This window comes from Paenibacillus sp. BIHB 4019, from assembly GCF_002741035.1.
In the GTDB taxonomy this organism is placed as follows: domain Bacteria; phylum Bacillota; class Bacilli; order Paenibacillales; family Paenibacillaceae; genus Pristimantibacillus.
On the sequence record NZ_CP016808.1, the window covers coordinates 5,488,933 to 5,514,812 of the forward strand.

Annotated in this window: 19 protein-coding genes; 17 read left to right on the forward strand and 2 right to left on the reverse strand. The window is 47.9% G+C overall.

The window, feature by feature from the left end; all coding sequences use genetic code 11:
* Nucleotides 1–15 precede the first annotated feature (15 nt).
* The 9 genes from BBD42_RS23970 (at nucleotide 16) to BBD42_RS24010 (ending at nucleotide 9,972) form a co-directional block, all read left to right on the forward strand.
* Nucleotides 16–840, forward strand: a complete 825-nt coding sequence (locus BBD42_RS23970) for an Fpg/Nei family DNA glycosylase (protein ID WP_099520190.1) — start codon at nucleotides 16–18, stop codon at nucleotides 838–840.
* Nucleotides 841–864: 24 nt separating this feature from the next.
* On the forward strand, nucleotides 865–1,197 hold the full coding sequence (locus tag BBD42_RS23975) for a cyclic-phosphate processing receiver domain-containing protein (RefSeq protein WP_099520191.1): 333 nt from the start codon (nucleotides 865–867) through the stop codon (nucleotides 1,195–1,197).
* Nucleotides 1,198–1,227: 30 nt separating this feature from the next.
* Nucleotides 1,228–2,250 carry an SAM-dependent methyltransferase gene (locus BBD42_RS23980; RefSeq protein WP_099520192.1) on the forward strand — a complete coding sequence of 341 codons (1,023 nt, stop codon included), beginning with the start codon at nucleotides 1,228–1,230 and terminating at the stop codon, nucleotides 2,248–2,250.
* A 66-nt stretch (nucleotides 2,251–2,316) separates the two neighbouring features.
* On the forward strand, nucleotides 2,317–4,065 hold the full coding sequence (locus BBD42_RS23985) for a cache domain-containing sensor histidine kinase (protein WP_172455607.1): 1,749 nt from the start codon (nucleotides 2,317–2,319) through the stop codon (nucleotides 4,063–4,065).
* 10 nt (nucleotides 4,066–4,075) lie between these two features.
* Entirely contained in the window at nucleotides 4,076–5,623 is a 1,548-nt protein-coding gene (locus BBD42_RS23990) for a response regulator transcription factor (RefSeq protein ID WP_348272608.1), read from the forward strand.
* A gap of 130 nt (nucleotides 5,624–5,753) precedes the next feature.
* Nucleotides 5,754–7,073, forward strand: coding sequence for an ABC transporter substrate-binding protein (locus tag BBD42_RS23995; protein WP_099520195.1), 1,320 nt, complete (start codon nucleotides 5,754–5,756; stop codon nucleotides 7,071–7,073).
* 96 nt (nucleotides 7,074–7,169) lie between these two features.
* A complete protein-coding gene (locus tag BBD42_RS24000; RefSeq protein ID WP_099520196.1) occupies nucleotides 7,170–8,069 on the forward strand; it encodes a carbohydrate ABC transporter permease in 900 nt (299 codons plus the stop codon).
* 2 nt (nucleotides 8,070–8,071) lie between these two features.
* On the forward strand, nucleotides 8,072–8,908 hold the full coding sequence (locus tag BBD42_RS24005; RefSeq protein WP_056040738.1) for a carbohydrate ABC transporter permease: 837 nt from the start codon (nucleotides 8,072–8,074) through the stop codon (nucleotides 8,906–8,908).
* 29 nt (nucleotides 8,909–8,937) lie between these two features.
* The gene (locus BBD42_RS24010; protein WP_099520197.1) at nucleotides 8,938–9,972 is read left to right on the forward strand and encodes a glycoside hydrolase family 88/105 protein; all 1,035 of its coding nucleotides are present in this window, start codon (nucleotides 8,938–8,940) and stop codon (nucleotides 9,970–9,972) included.
* A 90-nt stretch (nucleotides 9,973–10,062) separates the two neighbouring features.
* Here BBD42_RS24010 and BBD42_RS24015 read toward each other — a convergent pair whose 3' ends face one another.
* Nucleotides 10,063–11,313 (reverse strand): MFS transporter, encoded by a 1,251-nt coding sequence (locus BBD42_RS24015; RefSeq protein WP_099520198.1) that lies wholly within the window; start codon nucleotides 11,311–11,313, stop codon nucleotides 10,063–10,065.
* A gap of 258 nt (nucleotides 11,314–11,571) precedes the next feature.
* On the opposite strand from BBD42_RS24015, the gene BBD42_RS24020 reads away from it, so the two are divergent.
* The 5 genes from BBD42_RS24020 (at nucleotide 11,572) to BBD42_RS24040 (ending at nucleotide 18,100) form a co-directional block, all read left to right on the forward strand.
* Nucleotides 11,572–13,062 (forward strand): M14 family zinc carboxypeptidase, encoded by a 1,491-nt coding sequence (locus BBD42_RS24020; protein WP_099520199.1) that lies wholly within the window; start codon nucleotides 11,572–11,574, stop codon nucleotides 13,060–13,062.
* A 319-nt stretch (nucleotides 13,063–13,381) separates the two neighbouring features.
* The gene (locus tag BBD42_RS24025; protein WP_099520200.1) at nucleotides 13,382–14,938 is read left to right on the forward strand and encodes an extracellular solute-binding protein; all 1,557 of its coding nucleotides are present in this window, start codon (nucleotides 13,382–13,384) and stop codon (nucleotides 14,936–14,938) included.
* A 97-nt stretch (nucleotides 14,939–15,035) separates the two neighbouring features.
* Nucleotides 15,036–15,947 carry an ABC transporter permease gene (locus tag BBD42_RS24030; RefSeq protein ID WP_235533279.1) on the forward strand — a complete coding sequence of 304 codons (912 nt, stop codon included), beginning with the start codon at nucleotides 15,036–15,038 and terminating at the stop codon, nucleotides 15,945–15,947.
* Between the two features lie 47 nt (nucleotides 15,948–15,994).
* Complete coding sequence (locus tag BBD42_RS24035; protein WP_056040726.1) at nucleotides 15,995–16,876, forward strand: carbohydrate ABC transporter permease; 882 nt, start codon at nucleotides 15,995–15,997, stop codon at nucleotides 16,874–16,876.
* 78 nt (nucleotides 16,877–16,954) lie between these two features.
* A complete protein-coding gene (locus BBD42_RS24040; protein WP_099520202.1) occupies nucleotides 16,955–18,100 on the forward strand; it encodes a glycoside hydrolase family 88/105 protein in 1,146 nt (381 codons plus the stop codon).
* A gap of 27 nt (nucleotides 18,101–18,127) precedes the next feature.
* Here BBD42_RS24040 and BBD42_RS24045 read toward each other — a convergent pair whose 3' ends face one another.
* The gene (locus BBD42_RS24045) at nucleotides 18,128–20,428 is read right to left on the reverse strand and encodes a helix-turn-helix domain-containing protein (protein WP_099520203.1); all 2,301 of its coding nucleotides are present in this window, start codon (nucleotides 20,426–20,428) and stop codon (nucleotides 18,128–18,130) included.
* A gap of 170 nt (nucleotides 20,429–20,598) precedes the next feature.
* On the opposite strand from BBD42_RS24045, the gene BBD42_RS24050 reads away from it, so the two are divergent.
* The 3 genes from BBD42_RS24050 to BBD42_RS24060 all read left to right on the forward strand — a co-directional run bounded on the left by BBD42_RS24050 (nucleotide 20,599) and on the right by BBD42_RS24060 (nucleotide 25,717).
* Nucleotides 20,599–22,038 (forward strand): extracellular solute-binding protein, encoded by a 1,440-nt coding sequence (locus tag BBD42_RS24050; protein ID WP_172455608.1) that lies wholly within the window; start codon nucleotides 20,599–20,601, stop codon nucleotides 22,036–22,038.
* A gap of 217 nt (nucleotides 22,039–22,255) precedes the next feature.
* Nucleotides 22,256–23,896: a serine/threonine protein kinase gene (locus BBD42_RS24055; protein ID WP_099520205.1), complete on the forward strand. Its 1,641-nt coding sequence runs from the start codon at nucleotides 22,256–22,258 to the stop codon at nucleotides 23,894–23,896.
* 264 nt (nucleotides 23,897–24,160) lie between these two features.
* Nucleotides 24,161–25,717: an ABC-F family ATP-binding cassette domain-containing protein gene (locus BBD42_RS24060; RefSeq protein ID WP_099520206.1), complete on the forward strand. Its 1,557-nt coding sequence runs from the start codon at nucleotides 24,161–24,163 to the stop codon at nucleotides 25,715–25,717.
* The last annotated feature ends 163 nt before the right edge of the window (nucleotides 25,718–25,880 follow it).

Consider the following 25,880-nt stretch of genomic DNA (forward strand, 5'->3'; position numbering starts at 1 on the left):
AGGAAGCGAACAGCAATGCCGGAATTGCCGGAAATCGAAAATTATCGCGTATTATTAACAGAACGGCTCGCAGGAGACCGAATTACAGGCACACAAGTGCTGCAAGAGAAGTTTCTAAATGTTTCCGCTGAGCAGTTTGACGAAGCGCTAACGAATAGAACGATCTGGTTTGTGGAGCGTCGTGGCAATCATTTGCTTCTGCATCTAGACAATGGCAAACGTTTGCTTGCGCAGCTTCATGCTGGTGCGTACCTGTTTTATGGGCAAGGCGAGGAACGCCCGCAGAGCGAGGCGCAGATCGTCATTCATATGGAAAAGGGAAGCCTTTATGTTGCAGGAATGCGCCAGGGCTTCGTTCATCTTTTATCGGTTAAAGAAACGCAGCAGGTGCTGGCAGAGCTAGGGCCTGATCCTTTAGATAAAAGGCTGACGCTTGAAAAGTTTGTTCAGCTGTTCCGTAAAAAACGCGGTGCTTTAAAGGCCGCATTGGCTGATCAGCAAGTAATTAGCGGAATCGGTTCCGTTTATGCCGATGAAATTGCATTTGCTGCCGCTGTGCGTCCGGATATCAAAATTCCGCTTATTCAAGAAGACGCATGGCAGCGTCTATTTGAAGCGATGCATGTGGTGCTGAAGGATGCGGCGGCTAAGGGTGGGAGCATGGAGCAGCCCCTTACGATGGACGACAAGCTGACAGGCGGCTACTATATACAACGCCGTGTCTACGAGCGTGCAGGGGAAGCATGCAGTACTTGCGGCTCCCAGATTGAAGTCGTTGGCACTGCTGCGCGCAAGGCATTTGTCTGTCCGTCCTGCCAGCCGGAGCAAGTGGAAAGCTAAAAGTCGCGAACGGGGGAATCGTTCATGATACATCTTTTTTTAGACGATTACAGGCATTGCCCAAAGGGATTTGAACTGGCTTTGACAGCTGAACAGTGCAAACAAATGATTGATACGCAAGAAATCGATATTTTATCGCTTGATTATGATTTAGGCTGGAACCAGGATACGGGTGCAGAGGTTGTTCGCCATATAGTGAGCACCGGACGTTATCCAAAGCAGGTTTTCCTGCACACCTCCAGCGCAGCAGGACGGGTACAAATGTATCAAATGCTGTACGCCAATGCACCGAAGGAAACGAAAGTGCATAATGGGCCGATGCCGTTCTCGCTGCTGGAGGAAATTGCTTCATTGTAAAGGTTTGTGTGATGTTAGGGAGGTGGCGTTATGAGCCGGTGGATTGGTACGGCTAATCAAGGATATGCTGCCTATGCGGTAGAAGAGCTGAGGCGTTTATTAGGCCAGCTGAAAGTGACGCAGCTTGCAGCTGGTGAAGTATTTTTGTTTGAAAGTCCGCTTTCAAGGGAAGAAACCTTGGAAGCGGTTCAGCGGCAGCTGCCGATTTTTTTAAGGCATTTGCAGCCGGTTGACCGCGTCATTGAGGCAAGCGGCAATGCGGATGATTTGGAAGAGCTGTCCAGAGTGGTGCGGAATGCACAGCTTTCTTTTGTGGACAAGCAGGTATCGATTCATTTGCGCAAGGCGAAGGTTACCGTCTATCCGTATTCTGCGGCAGATACGAAAGCGGTGCTGGATGCGGTGCTCGAAGAAATCGGAGCCGAATCAGCGAGACAATCGCCGGATATGATTATTGCGATTTATGCTGCTGCAAGTCAGCTGTATGTCGGCTGCGGCACACCTGTGGAGATGTTGTCCGATTGGCCGGGCGGCGCTGTGCGTTTTCAACGGGAGGAAGGGCAAATTTCCCGTGCGAAGTTCAAGCTGCTGGAGGCGGAACGGGAGTTTGGCCTGCACTATGAAACTTTCCAGCAGGCGCTGGACATTGGTGCGGCACCGGGAGGCTGGACGTCGCTGCTGTTGGAACGAGGTCTCCGAGTGACGGCCGTCGACCCTGGCGAGCTGCATCCTTCGTTAAATGGCCATCCTGCATTAACCTACCATAAGCGTAATGCGTCGGATGTGAAGCTGCCCGCAGAAGCTTATGATTTGCTTGTCTGCGATATGAGCTGGAGCCCGATGCAAATGAGCAGGCTCGTGCTCGACCTGCAGCAGTCCTTAGCGCGTGAAGCTACAGCGATTATTACCATTAAGCTCATGCACCGCAAGCCGCTGCAAACGATTCGAGATGTGTCAGAGCGGCTCAGCTCCGCTTTTACGATTGAGAGGGCCAAGCAGCTATTCCACAATCGCGATGAAATTACATTGTATTTAAAATATCGCAAGGCTTAGTTTTAAAAGCAATTCGTGATGAGCGCTCCAACCGGGGCGCTTATTGTCGATAAGGGGGCAGTTCCTTTGCGTAAAATAAGAGCGCTTTATGCGAATTTGCGTATTAAACATAAGCTGTTCCTTCTCCTCTCCGCCGTCCTATTAACCGTTGCGGTACTTGGCGGCGTTCTTCAGCAATATGCCTTCGACATCTACGACCAGAAAATCTATGAGCAATCTGCCAAAGCGTTAAGCCTCTCTGCCGTAAGCATTGAGAATGAGCTTCGAAAAATCGAGCAGTTGTCCTATACGATTGCCACAGACACCAAAGTACAGGAATATTTGCGGACTATTAAGAGCGGTGGAACGGAATACGATAACTACGTGCTTCAAATGAATATTCAGGACCGCGTCGTTAATTTGGGCGGCTTGGATAAATATATTCATTCCGTTCAGCTATATGATGTGCATGATAAGGCTTATGCAACCGGCGTGCGCACGATAAATTTATCGAGTTCCAGACTGGAGCGGCTCAAGCTGGAAACGAAGCGAAATGAAGGGGGCAATACGTGGGTAGCGCCTGGCGAAGGCGACAGCTCACTATCTGCAGCCCGTGAAATTCGCAGCTATAAAAATTTGGACATGGATTATTTAGGCACCATTGTCGTGCGCGTAGATGCGGTCAAGCTGTTCCATGACTTGTCGGCCGGCCTTGACAGCAGCGGAGCTAATATGATGATTGCCAGAGGCGCAGAATTAATTTATCCGGACAAGGCTATTTTTTCTGTCGAAGAGCTCTTAAGTTTGACAGATGGGTCAAGCGGATACCGCATTATGGAGCGGGAAGGCAATTCTTTTTTTGTCACCTACGTCGCTTCCAGCCGCATGAATTGGTATTATTATACGATCATCTCGTTTGATGATATTTTTCGCAATTTAGTTTGGGTCAAAAATTTCGTTATTGCCGCTTTTGGCTTGCTGTTTATTATTTCAGGCATATTTGCGCTGCGCGTCGCCAACGGGATTACTAAACCGATTGAACGGCTTAATGCCAATATGAAGCGCATTCAATTAGGGTATTTCGATTATGTAGAGGACCCGGCGGAGCGGGCGCTTGCGATGGATGAGGTAGGCCAAATGCAGCGAAACTTCCGTATCATGGTTGAACGCATCAATGAGCTGATTCATGAAAACTATGTCAAGCAGCTTGCGATTAAGGATACGCAGTTCAAGGCGCTCCAGGCGAACATTAATCCGCATTTTTTGTACAATACACTTGATTCGATTAACTGGAGCGCCAAAATGAGCAATCAGCTGCAAATTTCGCAAATGGTGGAAGCGCTCGGCTCCTTGCTTCGCACGTCGATTAACTTGAAGGAGTCGATTATACCGCTGCGCAAGGAATTGGAAATCGTCAATCATTACATTACGATTCAAACGTTCCGCTTTGAGGAGCGCCTCGACTTCAAGCTTGATGTTCCAGAGGAGCTGCTCAGCTGCGGTTTGCCAAAGCTGGCGCTGCAGCCGCTGATTGAAAATGCCATCCATTATGGATTGGAAGAAATGATTGACAGCTGTACCATTAGCATTCAGGCTTATACAGAGGAAGGGTTTCTGTATATCGTTGTGCGGGATAATGGTCCCGGCATGGAGCAGGCTTATGCGGATAAGCTGTTAAGCGGCGAGGTGAAGACGAAAGGAACAGGGCTTGGGCTGCGAAATATTGATGAGCGCATTAAGCTGCTGTATGGCGAGGAATATGGCCTTCATGTGAGCAGCCAGCCGAATGAAGGGGCAGCGGTCAGCCTGAAGCTGCCTGATGAAAGGAAGGATTAGTTTGTTCAAAGTGCTGTTGGTAGACGATGAACGTATTATTTTGGAAGGCATTTCACAAATTGTTCCATGGACAAGCTCTGGCGCAGAGTTGATCGGCACTGCCCGAAATGGTTTGGAAGCGTTGACTTTTATTGAAGAGCAACAGCCTGACATTATTATTTCAGATATCAAGATGCCAGGCATGGACGGGCTTCAGCTCGTAGAGCGGGTAAAAGAGCTGTATCCGCAAATAGCATTCATTTTGCTTTCTGGCTTTAGTGAATTTGATTATGCGCGCACCGCGATGGCTTATGGGGTCAAACATTATTTGCTTAAGCCTTGTAATGAGACGAAGATTACGGAGGCGCTCATCGAGGTTATTGAAGATCTCCAGACGCAGCGCACGCAGCATCAATTCGTTCAAACGATTCAAAGCGAGCTGACCAGGGTGCTGCCCCATGCGAAAGCGCAATTTCTTAAAGAGCTCGTTACGAATAAAACGTATGGCAAGCGCGATTGGGATACGTATCGCCGGATGTTTCATATTACGCATGACACGTTGCCAATCAGGCTCATCTTGATGCAGGTGGAAGGAATGTTTGAATACGAGCATATTTTTGCCCTGACGAACATTGCCGAAGAAAAGCTTGGCGAGGAAATTGTGCTGCTCAGTACAACGATCGGTCGGCACGTCCTGCTGCTTATTCAGGAAACAGAGCAGGAGGAGCAGCTATTTTCCCGGCTGTCAGGCATGAAGTGCACCTTCACTGATTTTTATAAGCTTGAAACGACGATTGCCGTCAGCGGCGCAGGGGAAATTACGGATGCACGCAAAATGTACCGCGAGACGCTCGAATGCCTGAACTTCCGCTTTCATGTAGGAGAGGGCGCGATTATTACGCCTCAGGATCTTTCTACCGCAGCAGCAGTGCTGCCTTCGAGCTTCGATTATGACGAGGAGCAGCTTGGCATGGAGCTGAAAGCGGGGAACTGGGAAGCCGCGAGCGAGGAGCTGGCCCGTTTTTTTCAATTGCTTGCCGACCAGCGCATGGATACGGTGTTGACAAAATCATATGTCATCCCGCTCTTTGTTTCCATCTCCCGGCAAAGTGCACCGGATCGGTTAAACGATTATTTGCAAATGCTGGCACGGCTTGATGAGCTGGAGACGCTGAAGGCTATTGAGGCTTTCGTGAGACAAGCAGCTAAAGACATATGCGAGGCGAATTTTGATTCATTTTCCAGCAAGCAATCGACGGTTATAAAAAAAATGATCGAAGTTATCGCATCCAATCTCGCTGATCCGGCATTGTCGCTCAACTGGGTAGCGAATGAAATTTTATATATGAATGCGGATTATTTAGGCAAGCTGTTCAAGAAAGAAACGGGCGAGCGCTTCTCAGCCTACGTCATGAAGCTGCGTGTAGAGAAGGCGATGGAGGAAATTATGCGGACGGAGGACGTTAAAGTTTTCGAGCTTGCGGAGCGTTTTGGCTTCGGAGACAACCCGCAATATTTCAGCCAAGTTTTTAAAAAACATACCGGCTATACGCCATCCGACTACAAGAGGTCACTATAACCGTATAGTGATCTCTGTTTTTTTAACAAAAAAAGCGGTTTTCTTTATTAAGAAAACGCATACAAAACGCTATAATTTGATTTGTAAGCAACATAAATAATCACTAAGAAGAAATAAGGGGGAATACGAAATGAAGAAGCAAGCTAAAAAAGTTGTTCTCGCCCTCATGGCGTCCGCACTCATGCTGGCTACCGCTTGTGGCAGCAACGCAGGAACGAATTCGGAAACAGGCACTAATGCAGGTACGAACAGCGGTGGCGGCGACAAGCCGATAACGCTTCGCATGGCATGGTGGGGTTCTGAAACGCGCCACGAATACACGAAAAAAGTCATTGACCTTTACAAAACGAAAAATCCAAATGTAACGATTGAAGTTGAATATGCAAACTATGATGATTATTGGAAAAAAATCGCTCCGCAAGCAGCAGCTAATGAGCTTCCGGACATTATGCAAATTGATACTGGCTACTATGCACAGTATGCAGGCAAAGGCCAACTGGCAGACCTGACGCCATACTTCGGCAAAGAAATTGATGTAACCAACATTTCTGAAAATGCTTTGAACGGTGGTAAATTGGGCGATGGCGTGTTCGGGATGAACCTTGGCGTCAACTCTCTCGGCTTCCATTACGATCCAGCAACGCTTGCTAAAGCTGGCGTAGACAGCATCCCGGAAAATTGGTCGTGGGATGATTATCTGTCCATCGCGGCGAAAGCGAAAGAGAACGGCATTTATATCGACAGCGGCATGCGCGCAGAAGTATTCTTCGGCTACTACCTCCGTACAGTAGGCAAGAAGCTTTACAATGAGGCAGGCAATGGACTTGGCTATGAAGATGACCAATTGTTCGTAGATTTCTTTGGCAAACTGGCTGATCTTGTAAAATCCGGCGCAGCGCCAACTCCAGATACACTCGCTCAAATTAAGGGTGTTGAAGATGATATGACGGTGAAAGGCACGCAAATCGGCGTATGGCAGTGGTCCAACCAGTTTGTTGCCCTTCAGCAAGCGGTTAACCGTCCAATGAAATTTGCTCCAGCGTTAAACCCAGGCGCTAAAGAAGGTCTGTATCTGAAGCCAAGCATGTTCTTCTCGATTTCGAAAAACTCGAAAGCGAAAGAAGAAGCAGCGAAATTTATCAACTTCTTCGTTAATGATCCAGAAGCAAACAAGCTGATTCTTGGCGAGCGTGGCGTTCCAGTATCCAGCGTTATTAAAGAAGAGCTTAAACCGCTCTTGTCCCCAGAGCAAGTTCAAGTATTTGATTATGTAGCTTGGTCGGAAGAAAACAGCTCCCCAATGGATCCAGTTGATCCTATCGGTGCTATCGAAGTATTTGCATCGCTGAAAAGCTTGACGGAGCAACTGAACTACGGACAAATTTCGGCAGAAGATGCTGCTAAGAAATTTAGAAGTGAAGCAGAAAACGTATTGAAGAAAAATAAATAAAAGTTGGAAAAGCGGGCGATGGCGCTTATAAGATGGCCCATCGCCCTTCCCTTAAACCGACTTAATAGACTTCACTAGGAGCAGGAGCTGGTTACGATGAAATCATTGGCCTTCCGCAACAATCTCGTTGGATACACGTTTATATCACCGTTTGTCATTGGCTTTCTAATTTTCACCCTCATACCTGCAGCTGCGTCCCTTTATTTCTCCTTTACGGATTATGATTTGCTGTCATCGCCCAGCTGGATAGGGCTTGAAAATTATACGTCCATGTTCACCTCGGATGACCGCTATTTGCAATCGCTTAAGGTTACGATGCTTTACGTGTTTCTGGGTGTTCCACTGCGGCTGATTTTCGCTTTATTCGTCGCTATGATCTTGAATACAACCTCGAAAGCTGTCGGGTTATATAGAACGGTGTATTATTTGCCTTCCATTATTGGAGGAAGCGTCGCAGTATCGATTATGTGGCGGAACCTGTTTGGCGATCAAGGGATTATCAATGTGATGCTTAATTCGATAGGCGTAGACAGCGTACGCTGGTTCGGCGATCCAAATGCCGCATTGTTCATGCTCGTCACGTTATCAGTATGGCAGTTTGGTTCCTCGATGTTGATTTTCCTGGCGGGACTGAAAAATATCCCTAATGAATTGTACGAAGCATCCGGTGTTGACGGTGCGGGCTTCTTTACAAAGTTTTTCCGCATTACCTTGCCAATGCTGACTCCGATTATTTTGTTCAATCTGATTATGCAATTAATTAGTGCATTCATGACCTTCGTTCCGGCCTACATTATTTCCAAAGGTGAAGGCGGTCCGCTAGATGGCACGCTGCTGTACTCCTTGTATCTGTTCCGTCAAGCCTTCGTATTCTTCGATATGGGTTATGCTTCTGCAATGGCATGGGTCATGCTCATCATCGTTGGCATTTTGACAGCAGTCGTATTCGCAACATCCAAGCTATGGGTTCACTATGAATCGGAAGGAGGCCGCTAAACATGATATTGAAAAAATTTAAGTGGCCGATTTATCATATTTTCGTTGGCCTGCTGGCGATCGTTATGGTGTATCCCGTTATTTGGCTGCTGATGAGCTCATTTAAGCCTAGTAATCTTATTTTCACAACTTCCAGCTCGCTCATTCCTGATCCATGGATTTGGAGCAACTACGTTACAGGCTGGATTGGGTCCTCTGGGCAATCATTTATGGGTTTTATTACAAACTCGCTGAAAATCGTTATTTTCTCGACGATCGGTGCCGTATTGTCATCAGCTTTTATCGCCTTCGGTTTTGCTCGTCTGCAGTTTAAGGGCAGAGCGATCTGGTTCGCGGTGATGATGGTTACGCTGATGCTGCCGCATGACGTTGTACTCGTTCCGCAATACATTATGTTTTCCAAGTTGGGCTGGATCGGTACGATTTCACCGATTGTTGTACCTCAATACTTCGGTGTTCCGTTCTTTATCTTCCTGATGGTTCAATTTATTCGGACCATTCCAAGAGAGATGGATGAAGCGGCTACGATTGACGGAGTTGGGAAGTTCGGATTGTTTTTACGCATTATCCTGCCGCTTATTATTCCGGCGCTGGCAACAGCTTCGATTTTCTCCTTCTACTGGCGTTGGGAAGATTTGATGGGCCCATTGCTTTATCTGAATAAACCAAGCTCTTATACCGTATCGCTCGGTTTGAAAATGTTCCTCGATAGCGAAAGTGTATCCAACTGGGGTGCCATGTTCGCAATGTCGATCGTAAGCTTGATTCCGGTTTTAGGCGTATTCTTCTTATTCCAGCGCTATATCGTTGAAGGAATAAGCACAAGCGGGTTGAAATAGTGACGATGATTAATGAGGAGACGAGTGAAATGCCACAACTGCAATTTGATGAGCAACATTTACGCGAAGTAATCGATAAAGTCGTAGACCGTACATTCCGCATGGATTTTGGTTGGGATTGGCCCGGCGGCGTTGCATTTTTCGGTGTATGTGAAGCTTATGAGGCAACGGGGAATGAAACATACTTAACGCTGCTTAAAGAATGGGTGGACGAGAAGCTTGAGGATGATCTTCCTAAGCTGTCGGTTAATGGCGTATCGATTGGTCACGCTCTCATTACGTTATATAAGGCAACCGATGACCGCAAGTATTTAGAGATTGCGATCAAAATGGCAGATTATTTGCAAAACGATGCGGTACGGTTTGCCGAAGGCATTTTCCAGCATACGGTTAATTCTGAAACGTACAATTTCCCTGAGCAGGCTTGGGTCGATACGATGATGATGGCGGGTTACTTCCTCATTCGCATGGGCGAGCTTCTGGGACGGGAAGACTATTTGGAGGACGGCTTGCTGCAATACCATGGTCATGAGCGTGTACTGCAAGACCCTGTCAGCAACTTGTATTATCATGGCTGGGATAATATTGCGCAAAACCATATGTCGAGCATTTTCTGGGCACGCGGCAATGGCTGGGCTGCGCTTACGATGGCCAAAGCGCTCCCGCTCATTGCCGTACAGCACCCATCCTTTATGATTATTGAAGGGTCGCTGCGCGATCAGGCCGCTACGCTGGTGCGCCTGCAATCAGAGAAGGGACTCTGGCATACGATTGTAAACGATCCTGCTTCCTATGAGGAAACGTCCGGTTCGGCAGGCATCGCGGCAGGCTTGTTCACTTTTGGGTCGCTGTACAATAAATATATCCAGAAGTCGATCGACGGTATTTTGGAGCAAATTACCGAAGATGGCGCTGTACAAGGCGTATCGGCTGGAACGGCTGTTATGAATGATGCGGAAGGCTATAAAGGAGTATCCTGCAAACGAATTCAAGGCTGGGGCCAAGGTTTGACACTCGCTTTCCTGGCGACGGTGCTGCAATCGAAAAAACGCGAGTTTTCGTAGGAGACCGCCTGTGCAATAGCTGGACAAAAAAATGCAGTAAAAAACGCTTCTCCACTTAAGGTGGGGAGGCGTTTTTTACTGCATGCTTATTTACTCAGTCAAAGCCTTCTCTGCTGCAGGAGCAATGCCGCTCTGCAACTTAAACAGCGGAAGGAGAATGGCTACCCCTAGAAGGAAAAATAAACCTGCAATGATATACATAGGCACGAGTGAAATCGCATTTTTCATCAAGCCCGACAACATCATCGTAACGACCATCGAGCCCATAAACATAGGGGTTAAGATGCCATTTACGCGACCGATAAACGATTCCTTCGTATTTTGCAAAATTAGAGTGTTAATTCCGATTTGGATGCAAGGCAAAGCTAAGCCGCTAATAAATTGAAGACTAAGCGTGAACCAGTAATCCTTCGATAATCCCATTCCGATCATGGCGATACTATCGATTGTCATGCCAAGCGCTAAAAGCTTCTGCGGCGATAGTTTACTGGAGAAGCTCATCGCAAGCACGCCGCCGATAATCATGGCTATCCCATTTACTAATAGAAACCACTGCAAATAATCCTCCGGTTTCCCAAGCCGCTCTGTAATAAGAAAGATGCCCATCGGCTGAATTAAGCCAAGCCCAAGCCCAGCGGCAATGAAGCCGCCGCCAAGGGTACGAAGTATTTTACTGGACCATACGTAGCGAAAGCCTGCTTTAATGTCTTCTAGCACGCGGGATTGCTGCTGCTCTCCAGCTTCATCACGATCACGAGGCAGGAAAGCTAGCGAAAGAGCAGATAATAGAAAGGCTGCGCCCATTACGCCAATGGCCGTCTCGATGCCATAGCTTTGATAAACAAACGTACCAACGACGGGGCCGAATATCATAAAGACGGCGAACAGTGTCTGATAAAGCGACATACCCGTCTGGACCAGATGTTCGGGGACATGGAGCTTGAACAGCTTCATGCCAGCAGGCTGAGAAAATTGCGACAAAATAGCTGAAATTAAGGTGGCAAAAAAGACGGCATGCCAAGTTCCATTTTCCATGGCGAATAATACGGCCAAAATGGATACGGCGCTTAACAGGTCGCACCACACCATCGTCTTTTTCGGCCTCCAGCGGTCGGCGAACGTCCCGCCAATAAACGAAAATACGAAGATTGGCGCGAACTCCGCAACGGAGATGAGCGATACGGCGAAGGCATCATCATTAGTCATTTTTTTTACATAAAGCAAAACCGCAATATTTCGTACCCAGATGCCGATTTGCAAAAATAAAGTGGACATCAATATTGCTTGCACAAATCGATTGCTTAACAGCGATAATGCTGAAGCAGGTTGAGTGGCTGTCATCCTTTTCACCTATCCTTTTTCACTTTTTAAGCAGCGTTGTATTCAATGGGGATTTTACAGGACATTCCAGTGTGAAAAAAGGCTCGCTAGAACGAAAGTGTACTCCGCCTTAAGACGGATAAAGGGGAGCTTCTGGCGTCTAAATAGGATATCTATAACTATATTATTTTGTATTTCTAGCAGGTAAATATAGTATTTTTGTCGAAATTCCATGGATGTTGTTGAACTCTATCGAATACAGACAAGGGGCTTGTTTACATGCATTTGTTTTTGAGAAAAAGGCTGTTATTATGGCTGCTTATTTTGGCGATTGTGCTGCCTACTCTAGTTGCAGCGAGTGGAGGGGGCTCCAAGCAAGCGATTATAAATCCAAAACAGCTCTACAGCTATGAAAGAATGACGCGTGATATGAAGAAGCTCGCTGAAGCTTATCCTGAGCTGATCCGTTATCGGAGCCTCGGAAAAAGTGAATATGGGCGCGAGCTGTGGGTGATGGAAATTGGCAATGGTCCTGTTAATGTATTGCTGAATGCATCCCATCATGCAAGGGAATGGATGACAACCATTACGGTCATGAATATGGCGGAAACGATGGCTGCAAGCGCAGCTAAGCAAGGAGTGTGGAAGCAGCTGAATACGGCTGATTTATTCGATCACATCACGTTTCACATTGTGCCTATGGTTAATCCCGATGGCGTAACCCTCCAACAAAAAGGGCTAGTTGCTTTTCCGCAGCAAAATCATGCCGAATTAATCAAAATGAACAAAAATAGCCGGGATTTCAAGCGCTGGAAAGCTAATGGCAAAGGTATCGATTTGAACAGGCAGTATCCCGCCGATTGGGACACGATACGCCAAGCCGAATATGCGCCTTCCTATAAAAATTATAAAGGCAAAAAGCCGCTGGAAGCGAAAGAAGCCCAGCTTATGTACAATTTCACCAAACAAATAAAGCCGGAAATCGCAATCTCCTATCACTCGTCTGGTGAAATCATATTTTGGAATTTTAAGACGAAAGCATCTAATTTGCCAAGAGACCGGGCATTTGTCCAAGCTTACGCAGCCATGACGGGCTACCGGGCGGTAGCTCCAGAAGCTAATCCTTCGGGGGGCGGTTTTACCGATTGGTTTATTACCGAGTTCGGCAAACCGGCCCTTACGCCAGAAATAGCTCCTGCTGTAGGAGAGACGAATGTACCGCTGAGCTACTGGGACCGAATTTGGAAGCAGCACAAGGATACGATGTGGCTCATTGGGACGACGGCTTACGAGCAAGCGATGCTGGAAGAAAAAGCAAAAAAAGCGTCTGCCACCATTGAGCTGACCACGCCAGCGACATCTTATCGTTATCCGGTTCTGAACCGGGAAACAGCTAGCAGCGTAAAATCAGGTGTCTATAAGGTGACGAGAGAAAAAGGAAGCTGGTATGAGATTCAAATAAGCGGGCAAGGGAGCAGATGGATAGCTAAAAGCGTGGCGAAGCCGTGGAGCAAGCCAGTTCCGACTCCAATATCAACTCCAACATCAAGCCCAAGTCCAAATCCGACACCGACTGCAAGTCCTATTGTGACCCCGCCTTCACCTAGCATGGGGGCACCGATCGCGTCGGAGCCATCGTCGGAGCCATCGGCAGAGCAGGGGCCGACGGCTCCTTCAGCAACTGAAATTCCAATAGTGGAGGGGGTGCCGGCGGAAAATTCGGGATCGAGCGAGATTCCAACACCGATTCCAGCCCCCAGCTCAACTTGAAACTAAAACGATTCAAGGTGAAACGGCTGCCGCCGCCCTCTAAAAATTTTATACTTTCCTATATTTTTAGAAAGCATGCAGAGAGCGAATGAGCTACACCCTGCATGCTTTTTTGCTGCACATTTTTTGGCGGAAAAAGGGCCGGATTTGGGGCATAACCGCTATAATCCTTAGCTCACATTTGGCTGTAACCCTTGCGCCACAAGGGATTGCGCTACAACATATGGCGTGGTGATTATAGGCAAACCGCCCCAGCGGAGTATACGATAAAAGGGTAACAAACGCACCTAAATGAATTCCAAATTCGGGAGGTCAAAGCATGAGAAAGAAACAAGCGGCAACAACATTTCGCGTCTTATGTACAACGACATTAGCAGGCTGCATTTTGGCAGGCTGTGCATCAGGTTCAGGCGTGAACGAGGGAAGCGCAACTTCAGGCACCAATCAAGGAGGCGCACCTACGAGCGAAACACAAGCTCCTTTTAAACTGACCATAATGACAAACTTGCATACACCGGAAGTTCCTACGGATGCTATTGAGAAAATGCTAGAGGAAAAAACGAACACGGATTTGACGATTAACTGGGTGCCGGACGGCAGCTATGAAGAAAAACTAAACTCGTCATTTGCAACCGGTTCCTTGCCTCAGGCCGTTTACATGAAAAATCAGACGACCTACATTTTATTCCGCGATGCCATTCGCAACAATCAATTTTGGGAAATTGGCCCGTTCATTAAGGACTACCCGAATTTAAGCAAGCTCGATGAGCTGGTTGTAAAAAATACAGCGGTAGACGGCAAAACGTATGCCATCTATCAAGAGCGTCCGCTATCGCGCCAAGGCATTATTTTCCGCAAAGACTGGGCGGATAAGCTAGGGCTCGCTGCACCAAAAACGACGGATGAGCTTTACAATATGCTGAAGCAGTTTAAGGAAGGCGATCCGGACGGCAACGGCAAGGCCGACACGATGGGGCTGACCGACCGCAGCGATTTGGTGTATGGCGCCTTTAAGACGGTCGCCTCGTATTTTGGCACCCCGAACAACTGGGGCTTGGCAGATGGCAAGCTGCAGCCGGAATTTATGTTCCCGCAGTATAAAGAAACGATGGATTTCTTCAAAAAGCTGTATGACGAAGGCCTAATCAATAAAGATTTCCCGGTTACGAGCAAGGAAGATCAGCAAAATCTGGTCATTACAGGAAAAGCGGGCATGTACATTGGCTCGATGGCGGATGTGCAAAGCTTGCATCAAAAAACCGTCGAAATTAATCCAAATGCCCTTTACGATGTAGCGAACCACATTAGCGGACCAGACGGCAATGCGGGCATTTGGTCGATTCCAGGTTATGGAAACCTAGTATTGTTCCCGAAATCGTCTGTTAAATCGGAAGAAGAGCTGAAAAGCATCCTGGCTTTCTTTGACAAGCTGATGGAGCCAGAGCTGGCTAACCTTGTGAAATGGGGAGTTCCAGACAAGCATTACACCATTGTTGAAGGCGGCTTAGTCCAAAAGGCCGAAGATACGAAGATGACCGACCGCGAGCAAAAGCCATATGAAATTTTGCAAGTGGGCGGCGAAAGCACGATTGATATGCTGCGTGCCTACAATAAGCTTCCAGCTAAAGCAAAAGCTGAAGAACTTATTATCGAAAACAACAGCATGCTCATTAACGATCCAACAGCAGCGCTTGATTCCAAAACATTCGGTTTGAAGGGCGTAGAGCTTCAGCAAATTATTAACGATGCGACATACCGCTATATTTTGGGCAATCTGGACGCGGCAGGATTTGATGGTGAAATCGAGCGTTGGAAAAAAGGCGGCGGCGAGAGCATCATTGCGGAATACAATGAATCTTTGGCTAAATCGCAATAGGGCAATAGGAATAGAACTCCTGTAAAAACAGGGAACCGAAAGGATGTTTCACATGAGCAGCAACTCAGCTTCGGCAATAGCAGCCGTTAAGCCGGATATGAAGAAGCATGACCTTCGCCGGCGCATAATGAAAAACAAAGCCATCTATCTCATGATTTTGCCGGGACTGCTGTATTTTGTCTTATTCAAATATTTCCCCATGTGGGGGCTTGTGATCTCCTTCCAGGAATACCGTCCATACGACGGTATTCTCGGAAGTGATTGGGTAGGCTTCAAGCATTATCAGCGCTTGTTTACCGAGCCGATGTTTTGGACGATTTTTCGCAATACGATTATCTTGTTTCTGATGAATTTAATTTTCTTTTTTCCCGTCCCTATCATACTCGCGATTTTGTTAAATGAAGTAAGGCTGCAAGCATTCAAGCGTTTTGTACAAACGATTGTGTACATTCCGCATTTTATGTCCTGGGTTATCATTGTATCGATTTCCTTCGTCATGGTCACGATGGATGGCGGGATGATCAATGAGGGCCTTGATGCGATGGGCATGCAGAAAATCAACTTTTTGCTAAGCGATGAATGGTTCCGGCCCATGTACATTGTGCAGGTCATCTGGCGTGAAGCAGGCTGGGGAACGATTGTGTACCTGGCGGCCATCGCGGCCATCGATCCGCAGCTGTACGAGGCATCGCGGATGGACGGTGCCAACCGTTTCCGCCAAATTTGGCATATTACATTGCCGTCGATCCGCAGCGTTATTGTAATCCTGCTCATTTTGAAAATTGGCGATGTGCTGGAGCTAGGATTTGAGCATGTGTATTTGCTGCTTAACGCGATGAACCGGAATGTGGCGGAAATCTTTGATACGTATGTATATACAGCAGGGCTTAAACAGGGGCAGTTCAGCTATAGCACCGCGGTAGGCTTCTTCAAATCCTTCGTCGGTTTGGTATTGGTAATGTCTGCGAACTGGCTGGCCAAAAAATTCGGCGAAGAGGGCGTATATTAGGCTCCACGCTTGCCGCCGAAGCAACATCTTGAGGAGGAAAGGCTATTATGGTGCATGACAAAACGATTGGCGGCCGCCTATTTGATGGCGCTGTCTATGTAATATTATTTTTAGTTGCGTTAGTGACGATTCTTCCTTTCCTGCATATTATTGCGGGATCGCTAACGACGGTCGATGAGCTGGCGCAAAAGCGATTCGTCCTGTTTCCAACGAAAATTAGTTGGGATGCGTACACCTATATTTTCTCAACGAATACCATTTTTCGCAGTATGCTGGTTTCGATTGGAGTTACTGGTTTTGGTACGCTGTTCAGCATGATACTAACTTCATTGATGGCCTATGGCTTGTCAAGACGAGATCTGGTTGGTCGCAAGCAGCTGATGTTTATGATTGTGTTTACGATGCTGTTCAGCGGCGGGATGATTCCGACCTTCATCGTCGTGAAGTCGCTAGGCATGATTGACAGTTATGCGGCGCTAATTGTGCCAACGGCGATTAATGCGTTTAACCTGATAATTTTGCGCAGCTTCTTTCAAAATTTGCCGGATGGTCTTGAGGAGTCGGCAAAAATTGATGGCTGCACGGATTGGGGCATTTTATTCCGCATCGTCATTCCGCTCTCCATGCCGGCAATTGCAACGATTTCCCTCTTTTATGCCGTAACGTATTGGAATACGTATTTGCCGGCGATTTTGTACATTGATAGTGCTGAAAAATGGCCAATTCAAGTATTGCTGCGGCAAATTGTTATTTTGGCAAGCGGCTTGACGGCGGATTCTTCGGGCTTCTCGGGAGATTTCGTTACGCCTCCAGATCAGACGATCAAAATGGCCGTCATCGTGGTAGCGACCGTTCCGGTGCTGCTCGTGTATCCATTTTTGCAAAAGTATTTTGATAAAGGCGCTTTACTGGGCTCGGTGAAGGGGTAGTCTGCCTGCAGACACTTCCCTTCGGGGGTTCACAGTTTGTCCATCCTTGTATCCTATATGAAGAGAGGTTGAAGTCAAATGAGTCTATCCACTTTAGCTGAAACGATGCGTGTACGCGATGCGTTAGCGCTGGAATGGGGCGTTGCCGCCTGCGATTCCTTAATGGCGAGATTTCCCCAAGCGCATGACTTGCCTCCAGCAAACCGCTGGCATTACCATCAAGGTGTATTTTTGTATGGTATGCTCAAGGTATGGGAGCAAAATGGCGACGAGCGATATTTGCTTTATATTAAAAGCTACGCGGATGCCTTGATCGATCCATATGGGAATTTAGCTTTTGAGCGCGGCGAGCTGGATGCGATAATGGCAGGGCTGATTTTGTTTACGCTGGACGAGCAGTTTGATGATCCACGGTATCGGCTGGCGGCAGATCGCCTGCTCGGACTGTTTGGAACGCTCAGTCAGACGTCGGAGGGAGGCTTCTGGCATAAGGATAAATATCCTTATCAAATGTGGCTGGATGGCCTCTATATGGGCGGCGTATTTGCAATGATTTATGGTGCGAAATATGACAAGCCGGAGCTACTGGATATGGCGCTCAAGCAGGAGCGATTAATGAATCGGCATATGAAGGATGTACGGACAGGATTGCTGTATCATGCGTGGGATGAGACGCGAAGCATGCCATGGGCTAACCCGGTGACGGGATGCTCACCCGAGTTTTGGGGCCGGTCACTCGGCTGGTATGGAATGGCGCTTGTCGACTTTCTCGATGTACTGCCAGCTTCTCATCAAAGCAGAGCTGTCATCGAGCTGGAGGTTGCAGCGCTTGTTGAAGCGCTCACCGAGTTCCAGGATGAAAAAAGCGGATTGTGGTATCAGATTGTCAATAAAGGCGAGCGTGAGGACAATTGGCTGGAAACCTCGTGCACAAGCCTCTTCTTATATACGATAGCGAAAGCGATCAAGCATGGCTGCATTCCGAGGGCTTACTCAGAGATTGCAGCAAAAGGCTATGAAGGTCTGCTCCGCACGCTGCGTTCTGATGAGTCGGGGCTAATTGTAACGGGCATCTGCATCGGAACATCGGCGGGGGATTATGACAACTATGTAACACGGCCAACAAGCGAGAACGATTTGCACGGTGTAGGTGCTTTCGTACTCGCTTGTGTAGAATTGGATGGCGTACTTAGTTTGCAGCCTGCTCAAGCACAAAAGGAATAGGCACTTCGGCCGGGAAGCAGAGGGTAGTCACCCCGGCTGATGCAGCTCCCGGTATTTGCCGGGAGTTGTTCCTTCGAACTTGCGGAAGGAGCGAATGAAATTTTGCGGATTCGTATATCGCAGACGCTCGGAAATTTCCTTGACCGATATGTTCGTATCCTGAAGCAGGCCAAGCGCAATGCGATGGCGGTGTGCCGCCAAATATTCACTGAAGGAAGTACCTGTTTCCTTGCGGAATACGCTGCTCACATAGTTCGCATTGTAATGCATGCTGGCCGCGATAGCTTCCAGTGTAAGCTCCTGGTCATACTGCTGATGAATTAAATGAATGATCTCTTCGGAAATATTTTTATACTGTGAATTGGTTCGCTCCTCAACGGATACGATAATCGGTTCCACAATGTTTTGAAGAAACCAGTTGCGAACTTCCTTCGGAGAGTGCGGCTGGAACAAATATTCAAACAAGGAAGAATGGTCGCCAAGCTCCATCTCGTGAATGCCGAGCGACTGGGACAGATGAATCAAATCAATTAACAGCCGGGCAGTCGTCAACTCAAAATCATGGGCGCTCAGCTGCTGCTTAAACACCGCTTCGAACAGCTCCGCCAGCGCTTCGTCACTTTTGGCCCGATCCCCAAGCTTAATAGCATCATTCAGTTCGGTCTGCAGCCGTACCGGATAAGAGGTGTTGAAGCTCAGCTTCTGCGGCAGATCCCGATAAAACATCGCCGACGAGTCGCCAAACCGCTTTAAATGCTTATAAGCCTCCATACTTTCCTCAAGGGCAGTACCCGCTGATTTCAGCTTGTCATGGTAACCGCTAAAGCCGAAGCTGACGGACAGATTCAGCACTTCTTTTACGGTGTGCGCAATTTGCTCCGCCAGTGGAACCAACTGGGCAAAAAAAGCATCCTGATTATGCTCACGGTTCAGCAGCAGTGTATTTTGCGACTGCTCGTAGACAATAGGCGTCAGCCTGTCGCTTGCATCAACCAATTCCTCCACAATATTATTCACGGCGAACAACAGCAAATCCGTATCGCCCTTCGAATAGCTTGTCCCTTCAAAAAAATCAATGCGCAGCGTCATTACAGCATAACCTTTAAAGGACGTAGGGAAAGCCAGCGTCTTAAGCCGTTCTTCAATGCTCCGGCTGCTGCTCTTTCCTTGGTAGAGCTCCATCATAAACAACGTGCGCAAGCTGTCAATCTGATTGTTCATCGTGCTTTCCAGCTCGCTTTTCTCGCGAATAACATGCCGGATTTGATCCGCAATATAGACGAAGCCGTCGCGGCTTGGTTTATCATGCTTGGACGGAAATAGCTGGAAGACGCTCACGAACAGCTGCTCAATCGGCTTGTACAAGCGTTGGGAGCCGAACCACGTCACTAGCAGCGTTATGGCAAGCAGCGTTAGGCAAATAATTACAGTAAACCAGCCAATGGCACGGGATTGCTTCGACAACGCATGGAGCGATGTAATAGAAGCATACGTCCAGCCATTATAATCAGACTTGCGGTAAGATACCGTATAGCCTGTCCCTTCGAGCTCCGTATCAAATTGGGCAAAGGCTGAGTCCGATTTCGCAATATCCTGATAAAGCGCGGCAAATAAGCCGTCTGGCGGCAGCAGTTCTTCATTTTGCCCAAACAGCAGCTCGCCTCTATCATTAAATACGAGTACGGCCTCGCTATTTTTGTCAAAGGAAAGCAGCTCGTTCAAATAACAGGAAGGGATCGTCGATACCGCAAGCCCATTTTTGGTTGAAGCCGTCAGCGGCAGCTTCTTTACGAGGCTGATGCCGTATGTACAACGACTGGAAGATTGCCCTAGCAGCACGGTATTGCTGACAGGCTCCGTAATCCATTGCGAATCGAAAGGAAGCTCTTTATATTGAAGCAGCCTGTCTTTTTTGTCCAAATCACTTAGCCGGTACAAGCCGGAGTTGTCAATATACCAATTTTCAAGAGTGCTTAACAAAATGATATTTTCAATTCCTGTATCAAATGTCTGTAAATGGTTGACTTCTTGCTTGATTTGGTTAAATAATTGAAATTGTTCCACATTAAGCGGTTCCAAAATGGCAGACTTCAAAAAAGACGAATTGACGAAATATGTCATGGAATGGTCTACGGTGCGCATGACCTGTTCCACATTCATTTGCATCTGCTCCAGCTGTAACAGTTTGGATGCGTTTACATTCTGTTGAATGGTGTCGGAGGATTTCATGTAGGAGAATAGTCCAACAATAATGACTGGCAACGAACTGATTAGAAAGCCGAACAGCAAAATGCGCAAAAAATACCGATTAGGTGGGGCTGCCATCATATCTCCTCCAAAACTATTGCGAGCCACTCGCTATACGGCTTCGCAAACTATAATTACTAGGGTATTATACCAGAAAGTGGGTCAAGTTGCCTATGAATTTTGTGAAGAGACAGATTCATCGCTGCGCGAAATCGGTTTTAATAGCGTTAGCATGCGGAGCAGCTTTGCTTATGGCATCCTGCCAACAGCTCGATGAGAGCGGGAGCGCCCTGATCATGGAAGCGCCGCTTGCTTTAACCTGGACGGCCGTTCAGTACACAACGAGCCCCCCGTCTGATGTCGTGCTGGGCCATATTGAGGAGGCGACCAACACGAAGCTGTCCATTATATGGGTCCCAGATGCGATGAAGGAGGACAAGCTGAACATTGCGCTCGCCTCAGATGCGTTGACAAAAATCGTCACGATTCAGGACATTCGCAATTCAGCTTTTTTGAGTGCGGTTCGTGCCGGGACTTTTTGGGAAATCGGCCCCTATTTATCGCAATTTCCAAATCTGAACGCGATGGACAAAACCATTTTGCAAAATACATCGATCGATAACAAAATATATGGCATTTATCGAGAGAGGGATTTGTCCCGGCAAGGCATTATTTACCGCAAGGACTGGCTCGACCAGCTGCACCTGGAAACGCCGGCAGATCTGGAAAGCCTATATAAAGTAATGGAGGCATTCACGAAAAATGATCCTGATGGCAATGGCATAAATGATACCTATGGCCTAACGGATCGCAACGATTTGAAGTTTGGCGCTTTTCAAACGCTGGCCTCATATTTTGGCGCGCCTAATGAGTGGGGCTGGAAGGGGGGAAGTTTGCAGCCTGCATTTATGTTCAGCGCATACAAGGATACGATGAAATTTATGCGGAAGCTGTATGAGGAAAAATTGATGAATGAACAGTTCGCGGTCACTAGCAAACAGCAGCAATGGGAGGAATTTACGGAGGGGCGTGCGGGTGTTTACATCGGAAATATGGATGATGCCCGAAATTTATACAAAGCGCTCATTCAGCGCAACCCGAAAGCTGAGCTTGATTTGCTGAACCGGATCAACGGGCCTGACGGCAAGCCGCATGTGTGGTCGCAGGCGGGGCATAACGGCATATTCGTATTCCCAAAATCGCAGGTGAAAAGCGAGGCTGAGCTGCTGCGCATTCTTGCCTTTTTTAATCGGCTTGCAGATCCAGAGCTTATTTATATGCTGAATTATGGCGTTGAAGGCATTCACTACAAGCTGGAGAATGGGGATATGGTGGAGCTGCTCTCCAATGAAAGCGAGCGATGGGAACAGGAGGTGCGGCCGCTTATTTCGCTGATGGGGGTAAGGGCGCTTGCGATTCGTCCCCAGGGTGATCCGCTTAGGGAAAAAAGCGACCGCTTGACAGAGGAAAATCGGAGCTTTCTCGTTATTAACCCTGCTGCCTCGCTTGATTCTCCTACTGCTAACGAACGTGGTGGCGAACTGAATATTATTATTCAAAACGCGACCAATTCCTTTATTCTCGGCTTGCTTGACGAGCAAGGCTTCAACAAGGAAGTACAGCGGTGGAAGCTGCTTGGCGGCGATCAGATTATTCAGGAGCTTAATGATGGATATGCAGGGAGATCGTAATATTCGCTTAGTGAATAATGCTCAAATAGTCATTCATTTTTTTATGTTTGCATGTTATACTAGGCGATAAAACTTAGCATTTATTCAAAGGATTATAAATAAGCGTCCTTATAATGTTATCTGAATATAAGTATGGGAAAGCATCCCGGCTGAAAGACGAACGCTATTCGTCTGTCCAGCCGGGATTTTTTGCATTCATACGGAAAGGGTGGGATGAATGGGGGGAAGCGGAGCGGAGGTTGGACTCCCGCTATGGGAGACGGGCTCAATAATAGCGGATCGCTATGCAATTATCTCAGTGCTTGGCAGGGGTGGAATGGGCATCGTATATGCGGTGGAAGATCGAAAGCTGCAAGGCAAGCTGAGGGCCATTAAAATTACGCCTATATCTATAGAGGAAGATGCGGGCGGGAATCATTCGTTTACCGCAGAGGCGGCCATGCTGGTGCGGTTAAATCATCCGAATCTCCCTCATATTGTGGATGCATTTCCGATACATAGACAAGCTGTCTATGCAGTTGTGATGGACTTCATTCATGGAGAAACGCTTGCAGCACAGTTTCAAAAACGTCAGCGCCAAATACCGCTGTTAGAGGTGACCCAGCTTGGACTTCAGCTGTGTTCGGCCCTTAACTATCTGCACCGTCAAACGCCGCCAATGGTTCACCGGGATTTAAAACCGTCTAATATCATGATAGAGGATGGCGGCGGACATTTGCGCCTGATTGATTTTGGCATTGCAAGGCAGGCGAAGGCAAATGGCAGCCAAGACACGGCAAAGCTTGGAACGCCGGGCTTTGCCGCTCCCGAACAGTACCAGGGCAGCGGCCGAAGCGATCCACGAACCGATGTATATGGGCTTGGCGCACTGCTCTATTATTTGGCGAGCGGGGGCGAGTACTATGAGCCCGTACCCGTTGTTCCACGCCTAGAGCCTCATTTCAAATGGAAGGGGCGATTGAAGACAGAGGGCTCTGCCATGCTGGCTCATGTGCTTAGCCGAATGCTCGCCTATCGGCTTGAGGAGCGCACCGCAAATATGGAGCAAGTAGAGCGCGAACTGCTGGCTATCGTTCAACTGACGAGTGGTGATCATGTCCGTCTATCATCGGGCTTCCCAAGCAGGCAAGGTCACATTAGCGCGGAAAATGGAATAACGATTGGCGTATGCCCATTGTCACCCGGAGCGGGGGCAACCTTTGCAGCTATTACATTAGCCAAGCTGCTTGGTCAAGGGGGACTCAGCTGTCTCGCAGCTGAATTTCCAAGTAATCGGCCGGAATGGCATGCGCTCCTGCCCTCCCAATATGCGAGTGGAAGGCAGGCATTCCATCAATTTTGGACTTGGCAGGAAGGCGTTATTCAATGGCTTGCCCAAAAACCTGTCCAAATTGAGCAAGAAACGTTCGACTTTGAAAAATGGGAGCTTTATTTGCATCAGCGGCATTATGATGTGAAAATTGTCGATGTTTCCAGCTTCAATGAGCCGGCAGCTGGCGAGTGGTTAACTCGGTGCCAGCTGGTCTGTATAGTCGCCGATCCTTTTCCGGCAAAATGGCAGCAGCCTCAGCTGCGCTGCCTGCAAATGCTTCAGCAGAAGCTGAATGCTCAGGAAGGGCGTCTCGTATGGCTGGCAAATAAGGATAACCGCTTCGTGGAGCGGGAGCAATGGCTGTATTTATTGCCGAAACGGCCGCTAGCAGTGCTGCCTATGCTGCCAGCTGCTGAATGGCTTAAAGTGCTTTGGAGCGGCAAATGGGTGACGGAGGACAAACGGCTTAGCAAGCCTGTAAAGCAGTCATTTGATCCGCTGCTTGTGTTAATTAGCCGAATGCTGTACAAGGGGAAAGGGAAATGAGGATGCCGAAGATGCTAGATAGTACCCTTCAAGAGACAAAATCCGCATTGATTTTTACACAATAGCACAGCTCTTGTGGTACAATAGGTCGGGCATAAACATATATAAGCTTAAAAACGACAAGTATTGCGTACCGACACAAAGACCGAAAAGGCTAGGTGTTGCGGGCGTTTTCATACGATGAGGCTTTGTTTGCCATACTCCCGACACGGGAATGGAGCAAATCCTCGCGATAAACAAGTGCATGAATGGAGCTAAGTAGAAATGAGTTTATTAACAGTAGAGCAACTATCCCATACGTTTGGCGACCGCGTTTTGTTCAAAAACGTATCGTTCCGCCTGTTGGCTGGCGAGCATGTTGGCCTTGTAGGCGCTAACGGAACGGGAAAATCGACAATGATGAACATTTTGACCGGAAAGCTGCTGAAGGATGAAGGCAAAGTAGAATGGACACCACGCGTGCGCTATGGCTATTTGGATCAGCACACGAAATTAACGCCAGGCAAGACGATTCGCGATGTGCTCAAGGATGCTTTTTTACCGATGCTGCTGCTGGAGCAGGAGCTGAATGATATTGCGCTGCAAATGGGCGATGCCGATCCGGATACGCTGGAGCAGCTGCTCGAGCGAATGGGCGAAATTCAGGAAGAGCTGGAAATCGGCGATTTCTATTTAATCGATGTCAAGGTTGATGAGATGGCGAATGGGCTAGGACTGAATGCGGTTGGGCTTGATCGCGACGTGACGGCTTTGAGCGGTGGACAGCGGACGAAAGTTTTGCTTGCCAAGCTGCTTCTAGAGAAGCCGACCGTCTTATTGCTCGATGAGCCTACGAACTATTTGGATGAAGAGCATATTAATTGGCTCACGAACTATCTGAAGTCGTACCCTTATGCGTTTGTTCTGATTTCCCATGATACAGGCTTTATGAACCAAGTGGTAGATATCATTTACCATCTGGAGTTTGCCAAGCTGACGCGTTATTCTGCCAACTATGAGAAATTCCTTGAGATGGCAGATATGAACAAAGCCCAGCATATTGATGCCTACGAGAAGCAGAAGGATTTTATCAAGAAGCAGGAAGACTTTATTTCGCGAAATAAAGCGCGTGCTTCGACTTCTGGACGGGCGAAGAGCCGTGAGAAGCAGCTTGACCGGATCGATCGTATTGACAAGCCGGAGGAAGCGGCTAAGCCGACCTTTGGTTTTAAAGAGGCCCGTACTAGCGGTAAAACGGTATTCGAGGCGGATGGTTTGTCCATTGGCTATAATAAGCCGCTGCTGCCTAAGATGAACATGCTCATTGAGCGCGGTGACAAAATTGCCATCGTAGGCTGCAATGGTGTCGGCAAATCAACGCTGCTCAAAACGATTCTCGGCGTTGTTCCGGCGCTTGACGGTAAAGTTTATCGTGGGGATTATTTGCATCCGGCCTATTTCGAACAGGAAGCCAAGGCGCCTACGATGACGCCGCTGGATGATGTATGGAATGAATTTTCGCATATGACGCAAAGTGAAGTTCGTGGAGCTCTTGCCCGTTGCGGCTTGAAAAATGAGCATATTACGCGGGCGCTCAACCAATTGAGCGGCGGCGAGCAGGCGAAGGTTCGCCTTTGCAAGCTGATGCTGCGCGAAAGCAACTGGATTTTGTTCGATGAGCCAACGAACCATTTGGATGTCATTGCAAAAGCCGAGTTGAAGCGCGCGCTTAGCGTATTCAAAGGCACCGTCGTTCTCGTATCCCACGAACCTGATTTTTACGAAGATTGGGTTACGAAAACTTGGGATGTCGAAAGCTGGTCCATGCAAACCCAACATTAATCGGGTTGCAGCCTGAAATATACGAAAGTATATGATTTTGCCATACTTTCTCTCTATTTCTCGGACTGAAACGTGCCGCGCCGCCAGAGGGCGGCTTTCGGCCGTTTCGTCTTGATCGTAATCACGCTTGAAGAAATCAAGCAAGCCGGACTGCAAGCGGCAG

Coding starts and splice junctions, on each gene's coding strand:
- BBD42_RS24060 (WP_099520206.1), top strand. CDS start 24,161: ATGAGTTTATTAACAGTAGAGCAACTATCCCATACGTTTGGCGACCGC.
- BBD42_RS23995 (WP_099520195.1), top strand. CDS start 5,754: ATGAAGAAGCAAGCTAAAAAAGTTGTTCTCGCCCTCATGGCGTCCGCA.
- BBD42_RS24040 (WP_099520202.1), top strand. CDS start 16,955: ATGAGTCTATCCACTTTAGCTGAAACGATGCGTGTACGCGATGCGTTA.
- BBD42_RS24020 (WP_099520199.1), top strand. CDS start 11,572: ATGCATTTGTTTTTGAGAAAAAGGCTGTTATTATGGCTGCTTATTTTG.
- BBD42_RS24005 (WP_056040738.1), top strand. CDS start 8,072: ATGATATTGAAAAAATTTAAGTGGCCGATTTATCATATTTTCGTTGGC.
- BBD42_RS23980 (WP_099520192.1), top strand. CDS start 1,228: ATGAGCCGGTGGATTGGTACGGCTAATCAAGGATATGCTGCCTATGCG.
- BBD42_RS24015 (WP_099520198.1), bottom strand. CDS start 11,313: ATGACAGCCACTCAACCTGCTTCAGCATTATCGCTGTTAAGCAATCGA.
- BBD42_RS24055 (WP_099520205.1), top strand. CDS start 22,256: ATGGGGGGAAGCGGAGCGGAGGTTGGACTCCCGCTATGGGAGACGGGC.
- BBD42_RS24030 (WP_235533279.1), top strand. CDS start 15,036: ATGAAGAAGCATGACCTTCGCCGGCGCATAATGAAAAACAAAGCCATC.
- BBD42_RS24045 (WP_099520203.1), bottom strand. CDS start 20,428: ATGATGGCAGCCCCACCTAATCGGTATTTTTTGCGCATTTTGCTGTTC.
- BBD42_RS23975 (WP_099520191.1), top strand. CDS start 865: ATGATACATCTTTTTTTAGACGATTACAGGCATTGCCCAAAGGGATTT.
- BBD42_RS24010 (WP_099520197.1), top strand. CDS start 8,938: ATGCCACAACTGCAATTTGATGAGCAACATTTACGCGAAGTAATCGAT.
- BBD42_RS24025 (WP_099520200.1), top strand. CDS start 13,382: ATGAGAAAGAAACAAGCGGCAACAACATTTCGCGTCTTATGTACAACG.
- BBD42_RS24000 (WP_099520196.1), top strand. CDS start 7,170: ATGAAATCATTGGCCTTCCGCAACAATCTCGTTGGATACACGTTTATA.
- BBD42_RS24035 (WP_056040726.1), top strand. CDS start 15,995: ATGGTGCATGACAAAACGATTGGCGGCCGCCTATTTGATGGCGCTGTC.
- BBD42_RS24050 (WP_172455608.1), top strand. CDS start 20,599: ATGGCATCCTGCCAACAGCTCGATGAGAGCGGGAGCGCCCTGATCATG.
- BBD42_RS23970 (WP_099520190.1), top strand. CDS start 16: ATGCCGGAATTGCCGGAAATCGAAAATTATCGCGTATTATTAACAGAA.